The organism is Nostoc sp. PCC 9305, assembly GCF_963920915.1.
GTDB lineage: Bacteria > Cyanobacteriota > Cyanobacteriia > Cyanobacteriales > Nostocaceae > Nostoc.
The window spans coordinates 33,450-41,039 of record NZ_CAWUDN010000073.1 but is presented as its reverse complement, the minus strand read 5'-3'; the positions used below and the strand labels follow the sequence as shown (position 1 = coordinate 41,039).

The window sequence follows — 7,590 nt, the reverse complement described above, 5'->3', positions numbered from 1 at the left end:
GGGGGATCTACGACGATTTTGGTTTTCTAGAAAGATGTGTGTACACCGTAGCCCCAAGGGAGAGGGGAGTTAGACATTCAATTACCCTTCTCCCTTGGGAGAAGGGGTTAGGGGATGAGGGCGGGAGGAATTTGCAAAACGCCTGTCTGATATAGTTTTCGGCTTAAGTTGACACCTATGGCGAGACGCCCACCCCACAATAAATAATTGGATATTTTTTATTTGAAAGTCCCTAACTAACGCAGTAGCACTCGACTACGGGGGCCGATCGCTTGTTTGGGTGAAGTGGGCATTGTACAACTCTTGGCAGAATCCTGTGAACAAGCAGCTTGAGCAAGGGTTGCAGGGTTGACAACTACTTGATTTACCTCTAGGGAATTACCGCTACTAAATTCCATATTAGGTGTAGTAGAAATTGATGGAGAATTAGACCCAGATGTGTACGTTGTAGGTGTCGAGGAAGCGCCACTATCAACTATTGGTGTAACAGTGAATGTGTTACCGCCATCAACTATTGCCGTAACAGTGGATGTGTCTCCACCATCAACTATTGGCGTAACAGTGAATGTGTCTCCACCACTAACTACGGGTGCAGGAGCGATCGCACTACCATCAATTACTGGCGGGGGAGTGGGTGTACTACCACCGCTAATTACTGGTGGGGGAATGGGTGTACTACCACCACCAGTAGTTGGTGTAGGAGTTATAAGAGTTGCAGTTGCAGGTACTTTGATTTGTATTCTTGCTAGGGATGCGTTAGTCATTTCCAAAGATGTCACCTTTGGCGAACCTGGGAGATCGGATTTGAAATCAAAGACTGTGGGGGTGGCGCTACCATTGCGATCGCTATATCTGACTCCATATCCACTCACTTCAAAAGTACCCTGATACTGGTTTCCAGTGTTTGGATCGGTGACAATACCAGTGTATAAGGCTTTGGTGAGATTAAATTCATCCTGAACTACTCCTTGAAATGTGGTTCCTGCCAATTGCCCCTGGTATTTATAGGGCGTTAGCTCACCGCCAGAGAGAATCGGCGAAGTGAGAACGCCATTAAAGGAGACAATCGGAATGCCTTTAAAGTCAACAAAATAATGCAGACTACCATCACTACGCGTTCTTACCTGCACATAGTCTGACTTGTATATAGGAACGTAATTAGGATTATTGTTAGTACCTAAGTTCCGAGAGTAAGTTCCTGCATCGTCTGTATCAACACGAGTAATGCTTTGATTGAAATTGGGATTATTTCTGGGGAGTTGGATAGTACCCGATAATGTACCAGTACTTTGAATTGTGATTTGAGCAGAAGCACTTGTTCCACCTAAACCGATGAAGACTGCGGCTAAACTGCTGCTGCTAACAAGAAGACAACCCAACTGAACTGATGAATTTAATTTCATGAAAAATTTGCTCCTTTAATCACATACAAAAAAAATACGCGTATGCTTACGCATGACTTTTCCTTGCTCCTGATGGATCGTGAAAGTATCTAATACTGAAATAGTCAGTATTTAAATAGCGTATTTTATAACCTTTACATCAGTACAAAATTAAAACCGGAAACTTGCTCTTAATGTCCCAACGATTAATGCATCGTTAGCGGCGTTGTGATCGGGATTGAAAATCACGAATAAGCCTGGAGTCAAGGCGATATTGTCGCTCAGTTGGGCGCGGTAAAAAACTTCTACGTGAATTGATGTGTCACTACGTCCACCTGCTGTCCCGCCATCAGAAAAGTTGGGAAAATTGAAGCCGTCGGGTAAAGTACTGGAAGTAATTTTGGGCGGTTGTCCAACGAGAACGCCCCCTAAATTCCCAGAACGCAGCAAATTAGGAAAAGCTGCGAATACCATCCAGTTAGTAGTTTCTACACTTCCCGAAAGGTTAGATGGCTTCGAGGAAGTAAAGCCACCCCAACCGCCCAAATGCAAATTAGGGTTAATTCGCCAAGCAACGGTAGCGCCAATGGCTTGGGTATCGAAAGCTGTAGGATTTGCAAAAGGTGAAATCAGTTGAGAATCGCCAATACCACCTCCCAGTAAGCCATCTGGGGAGTGGGAATAGAGATAATGTACGCCGATATCGATGTTATTTGTGGGTGCTAAACTTAACTGAGCGCCAGCAGTATATCTACCGCCAAATAGTCCGCCCTGCTTGGTGTCGCCAGGAAAATTGGGTATTTCGGCACTATAAACGCCTTGCAAACTAATGCGATCGCTAATCTGCCAGTCAAAGCCTATACCACCAGTGCCGTTACCAATACTTAAAATCGGGTTGCGCTGACCAAATAGAGAAATTGCACCATCGCTAGAACCTTCTAAAGGGCTAATACCGCGAAAGGTGTTGATGGGGTTGACTCCCGCCGTACCGACGACAATTCCCAAGTTATTCGAGGCGAGAAATCGATAAGATAAGTCACTAACAACTAGATTGTTGTCTGTATTTGACTCAAATCCCAACCGCCCCATATTGGTAGATAAAAACGATGCATTAGAACCCAAATTACCCGCAGACAGCCCAGTTAACAGCAAATCTCGCCCTGTAAATGAAGTTGCTAAGGTTAGTTGGGCGCTACTTGTAAAAGTCAGATTGGTTTTTCCCTGGCGTTCAGGTACTCCATCTCTCGGAAACAAATCGACATCGGGGCTATTGGTTCCCTGCACGCTAAAAATGGCTTGACCAAATAATCTAGTAGTTGTGGAAAACCGATTTCCTTGTAATTCACTAGTCTGCTTTTCCACAACTTCGACGCGCTGCTGTAATTGCTGCAACTCTGCTTTGAATTCGCCTTGCAACCTTTGCAGCGAGATTAAATCTTCATTATTAACAGTATTAATTTTATTGTTAGCGTAGGCGTAGCCCGCCGCAGGCATCGCATCGTTAATCTTCTCTAAACAAGCATTTAAACCAGCCGCAAATTCATAACGGCTGATGCTGCGATTCCCCAGATAAGTCCCATCAGGGTATCCCGCAATACAGCCATAGCGTTCTACTAAAGACTGCAAAGCACCAAAAGACCAGTCGGAGGGTTGCACATCCTGGAGTTGCGATACTGAGGTGACTTCAGACATTGGGTTGTCTGAGTCTGGAGGATGAGGAGATTGGGAAAATTCTTCTGTACTTTCCTGGTTCTGTACAACTTCTGTTACAGATTGAGTATCTTTTAATTCAGGTAAGTTAGGGGAACTGATAAATTGAATTTTTTCTCTACTTTTTCTAAGTATATTCTCGTACTTATTTTTTATAGTTGACGAGGTGGTTATATCTGGTTGCACGAATTCAGGTGGTGTAATTTCAGCAGGTGAGACAACTTGAGATAAATTATCCTGTGTTGACTGCTGCACCGGATTTTCTGGCAGAATTACGGACTTTTCTGGTAAATTGAGCGCAGATATTGGCGCTGTTGCCAGCACACTCACCATCAGTAGACTCATATCACTCCTGGTATTTCATTTGACTTGCACCAATACTTCTTTTGACAGATAAAGTTGGTGTATATCAGGAAATTTTTTGAAAAAAAAGTGATAAAAGTTACTGTATATCCGAGAGGCATCACCGTGTCAGTGAAGAAGGGAATAGGTTACAGGTTACAGGGTACAGATTATTCCCTATCACCTGTCACCTCTGCCCGTCGGTCACTGAGCGACGTGCCTTGAGCGTATCGCTACAGCGAAAGCTCCGCTAACGCGTAGCGTCTCGTAGAGAAGTCGAAAGGAGCCGAAGTGCTGCCCCTCTGCCCCAGATAGATTATTCTGGCTCGCTACAATACTTATTCATCTGATTCACTAATGTATCTGACTGTTTGCCAAGAGTTGTAGCTGTTGTCAGTGCTGAATCAATTTCGGCTCTAGCCTTTTGGATTTTTGCTCTTCCAGATTCTGAGGCTTGTGCTGTCTTGGTTGCACCAAGCGCCCTACCTGCCTTGGCGATCGCTTGACTAAGATTTTGAAAAATCTTCACAAAACCGCTTTGAAATTCTTTCAGCTTCGGATCTGTTAGCTTCAGTTCTCCAATGGATTTAGTCACAAAGTCTAAATCTTTAGATAACTGTATGCTAGTTATCACTTGCGTTCCTTTATTTTTATCAATTAGAGAAGTTCCAGCATTCACAACTCGAATTAGTCGCTGGCACTGGGAAACTTTATTGTCACTGCAACTAGTAACTAACAAAGCAATGCTTAGGCTCACAGGAGCAAGAACAGTATATTTATGTAAAACAGACATTAACACCCCAACAGCAATCAAACCCACAATATAGTATCCAATATTACGAGTAAAAGAGGTATTTGGGTATTGGGATTTAGGGGAGAGGTGACAGGTAACAGGTAACAGGTAAAGAGGTATTTGGGTATTGGGATTTAGGGGAGAGGGGAGAGGTGACAGGTGACAGGTGACAGATAACAGGTAATAATCTGTACCCTATTACCTATAACCTATTCCCTTCTTCACTCCCCCTCATCCGAAATCACCAATCTATCGGCAAACCCAACTGGTCTAAAGTAGCACCATCTTGCAAAAGTGGTTGAATATCGCTGTCTATTTGAATACGACCACCAGACAGCACCAAAGCGCGTTGAGTAACTCTGCCTAACCAATGTAGGTCATGGGAGGCAATTAAGATCGCTTGCACAGGTAACTTTAATAATACTTGCGCCAAATGACGCCGCCATGCTGGATCGAGACCGTTAGTCGGCTCATCCAAAATTAGAATTGTTGGTTCTAGGGCTAAAATCGAGGCTAAGGCGGCTAGGCGTCTTTGTCCACCAGAAAGTTCGTGGGCGGAACGATTGGCGTAGGCTTCTAGACCAAAATCAGCTAATAACTGGCGGGCGCGATCGCTAGCTTCTGCTGCTTTGATCCCATAGTTACGCGGGCCAAAGGTAATATCTTCCAAGATAGTCGGCATAAATAGTTGGTCGTTGGCGTCTTGGAAGCTAAAACCAATTTGACGACGCACTTGGGGTAAAGTTTGCAGTTCTACGGGGATGCCATTAATGGTAATTTTCCCTGCTTGCGGTTGTTTTAAGCCGATTAAGTTCTCCAATAAGGTGCTTTTTCCAGAACCAGTTGCTCCCATCAATGCGACGCGATCGCCTTTGTTCAAGGTAAAAGATATTTCCTGTAATACTGGCTTCTGGTGGGAATATGCATACACCAGGTTCTCAACCTCGACTACAGCTGCATGGGGATTATTGGTTGATAATTGGGGATTAGAAGTTAATGATTTCAAAATTTACAAACTCAATATGTAAGGGAATTGAGACACGATTAATCGTGTCTCTACTGGGGAGTGGGTTAAATTTTGTAAGAAGTTAGGGTTACGCTAGAAGCGATCGCCCAAGCTATTAATAGGGCAAAACGTTCTTTTGGTCTGAGGGTAGAATCTATGGGTAATTGTCCGTTGTAACCACGAGCTACCATTGCTGCATAGACTCGCTCTGCTCGATCTAGACTGCGGAGATATAAAGCTCCAATCATCGCAGCACTGGCATAGCGCAACCATCCCGTAGTTCCATTCAGACCGCGTAGTTGGGCGCTGCGCCGCATCCGCGTTACTTCTGAGAGCAAAATTTCCATATATTGCCCAGCTAACAACAAGTTTTCCTTTAAAGGTGCTGGTACTGGTAATGTTTTCAGGGCAATGCCGAAACTGTGGGGGGGTAAAGTTAGCAAAAAACTATTCATCGTCACCAGACAAACCAGCGAACGAACTAGCAAAAAACTCGCTCGTTCCCATCCCAAAGGTAATGCTAGCAATGACAAAAAAATCAATTCTGTGCCGAGTAATCCTCCCAATTGGCGAATTGGTACGCGCAAGAAGCAAGCCCAGAAAAGTGCGATCGCGCCATATACACTTAGTCCATACCAGGCATGATGCTTTAATAAAGCTGCTCCCACCACGATCGCTAGAGACAGTTGTAAGCGTAGCGGTAAGGAAAGTTTAAGCATTCTTCGGTTTCACTACCTTGGCAATTCCAAAGGCAACAGCAAAGCAAACCGCAGCTCCCACCAGTCCAGCGATACTAGTGCCAATTGTCCCTAAACCCTGAATTCCATAGTCAGCTAAGGGAGTCGGCACAATTATCCGTACTTTACTGGCTAAGTGGATGAAGCCCGTATTTTCAGCAACTTTCTCCAAACCATCGGGCCAAGCTGAGGCAAAGAGTGACAGCACTCCCGCTATCAAGAAAATGGTAACAATAGGCAGTGACCAGCCGCGAAACTCATGCTGTTCGCCTGGTAACAAATCTGGTCTGGCTCTGGCCAGATAAGTCAGCACACCCCCGGTAATCATTCCTTCGCCAATCCCAATCAAAATATGCACGCCAGTCATGGCTGGTAAAACTATCGCTACTGGTGCAGTTCCAGAAAGGGCTAATTCAATGGCACAAGCGATCGCAGCTACCACTACACTCACACTAGCTGCGATCCCAGCAGCCAAGGGTAAGCGCCCTTTAGACCCACCAAACAACCGTTGTAAGGTTTCGGTTAAAACCCAGCCAACCCAAACCCCAACTACTGCCATGTTAAAAATATTTGCTCCCAAGGCTGTAATGCCACCATCAGCAAATAGCACGGCTTGAATAATTAAAACTGTGGCGAGACACAATGTTCCTGCCCAAGGACTGCCTAAAACGATCGCAGCTAAGGTTCCCCCTAACAAGTGACCACTAGTACCTCCTGCTACTGGAAAATTGATCATCTGGGCAGCAAAAATGAAGGCGGTGGTTAGTCCCAATATCGGGGCACGACGAATACCAAAAGCTTCTTGCGATCGCCCGAAGGCAACAAACAGCGCTGCCGCACTCGCTAAACCAGTAGCCCCTGCCACCGGAATAGAAACAAATCCATCAGGAATATGCATGATCTACCCTGTATTCTTAGTGGTTCATTTACTCAAAACAAGCAATAAAACTACGCCATCTAATTTAATAACAAACAAAACTTTTCTGTTTTTTGCAATGCCCTCTTGGGGGATTTTATAGTGTTACTTTTGACATATTTTCAATCCAGTGCCTACTAAATAGTATACTTATTTAGTAGCATATTAATTTTTGTTAAGCTTATTTTTTATATTGCTAAACCTTGACAAATCTTCCAAAACGAGACTGTACATATCTACTCTCATTTGGTTCATCAAATTACTCCTAAAAACTGGTAAGAACGAAACATTAACTGCCCCTTACCTTATGGAGTAGTTCGTTTTTTCAAAAATAAAATAGAAATTTATAACTGTTTCTATGGTTAATAAATATCTATAACAGTTTGTCAAACAAGTCTTTCGATTGTTCTTTGTTTTGTAGTGTTTAATTAATTCAATACTTATTGCATCAACAAATAAGTTTTTATGGGTGTAACAAGCTTATGTAATCAGCATTTGTACTTTCTTCTTACCTTGCTGTAAAAACAGTAATGTATAAGCATATTACCAAAATTTCCGATACTCCATATTAAAATAATATTCCCCGTGTATCATTAAAAAATTATAAAGATATGCTGAATAAACTGTATATTTGCTGACTTAGTTTACTTAAAAGTACAGGATGTTTTGCTAAAAAATACGTAATTTTTCGTATAATATCATAA

General features: G+C 43.4%; 6 protein-coding genes. All 6 read right to left on the bottom strand.

Going from position 1 to position 7,590, the window contains the following annotated elements:
* Window positions 1–236: 236 nt before the first annotated feature.
* Window positions 237–1,403 carry a hypothetical protein gene (locus tag ACM0OX_RS24015; protein ID WP_414517479.1) on the bottom strand — a complete coding sequence of 389 codons (1,167 nt, stop codon included), beginning with the start codon at window positions 1,401–1,403 and terminating at the stop codon, window positions 237–239.
* Window positions 1,404–1,553: 150 nt separating this feature from the next.
* Entirely contained in the window at window positions 1,554–3,437 is a 1,884-nt protein-coding gene (locus tag ACM0OX_RS24010) for an iron uptake porin (RefSeq protein WP_414517478.1), read from the bottom strand.
* Window positions 3,438–3,750: 313 nt separating this feature from the next.
* Window positions 3,751–4,227, bottom strand: a complete 477-nt coding sequence (locus tag ACM0OX_RS24005; protein ID WP_414517480.1) for a hypothetical protein — start codon at window positions 4,225–4,227, stop codon at window positions 3,751–3,753.
* A gap of 241 nt (window positions 4,228–4,468) precedes the next feature.
* On the bottom strand, window positions 4,469–5,233 hold the full coding sequence (locus tag ACM0OX_RS24000; protein WP_334835242.1) for an ABC transporter ATP-binding protein: 765 nt from the start codon (window positions 5,231–5,233) through the stop codon (window positions 4,469–4,471).
* Window positions 5,234–5,298: 65 nt separating this feature from the next.
* On the bottom strand, window positions 5,299–5,952 hold the full coding sequence (locus tag ACM0OX_RS23995) for an energy-coupling factor transporter transmembrane component T family protein (protein WP_414517477.1): 654 nt from the start codon (window positions 5,950–5,952) through the stop codon (window positions 5,299–5,301).
* Window positions 5,945–6,868: an energy-coupling factor ABC transporter permease gene (locus ACM0OX_RS23990; RefSeq protein WP_414517476.1), complete on the bottom strand. Its 924-nt coding sequence runs from the start codon at window positions 6,866–6,868 to the stop codon at window positions 5,945–5,947. Before ACM0OX_RS23990 ends, ACM0OX_RS23995 begins: the two co-directional genes overlap by 8 nt.
* Window positions 6,869–7,590: the final 722 nt, after the last annotated feature.

Bases quoted from the DNA above. Each gene is read 5' to 3' on its own strand.
- ACM0OX_RS24015 (WP_414517479.1), bottom strand. From the start codon at position 1,403: ATGAAATTAAATTCATCAGTTCAGTTGGGTTGTCTTCTTGTTAGCAGC.
- ACM0OX_RS24010 (WP_414517478.1), bottom strand. From the start codon at position 3,437: ATGAGTCTACTGATGGTGAGTGTGCTGGCAACAGCGCCAATATCTGCG.
- ACM0OX_RS24005 (WP_414517480.1), bottom strand. From the start codon at position 4,227: ATGTCTGTTTTACATAAATATACTGTTCTTGCTCCTGTGAGCCTAAGC.
- ACM0OX_RS23995 (WP_414517477.1), bottom strand. From the start codon at position 5,952: ATGCTTAAACTTTCCTTACCGCTACGCTTACAACTGTCTCTAGCGATC.
- ACM0OX_RS23990 (WP_414517476.1), bottom strand. From the start codon at position 6,868: ATGCATATTCCTGATGGATTTGTTTCTATTCCGGTGGCAGGGGCTACT.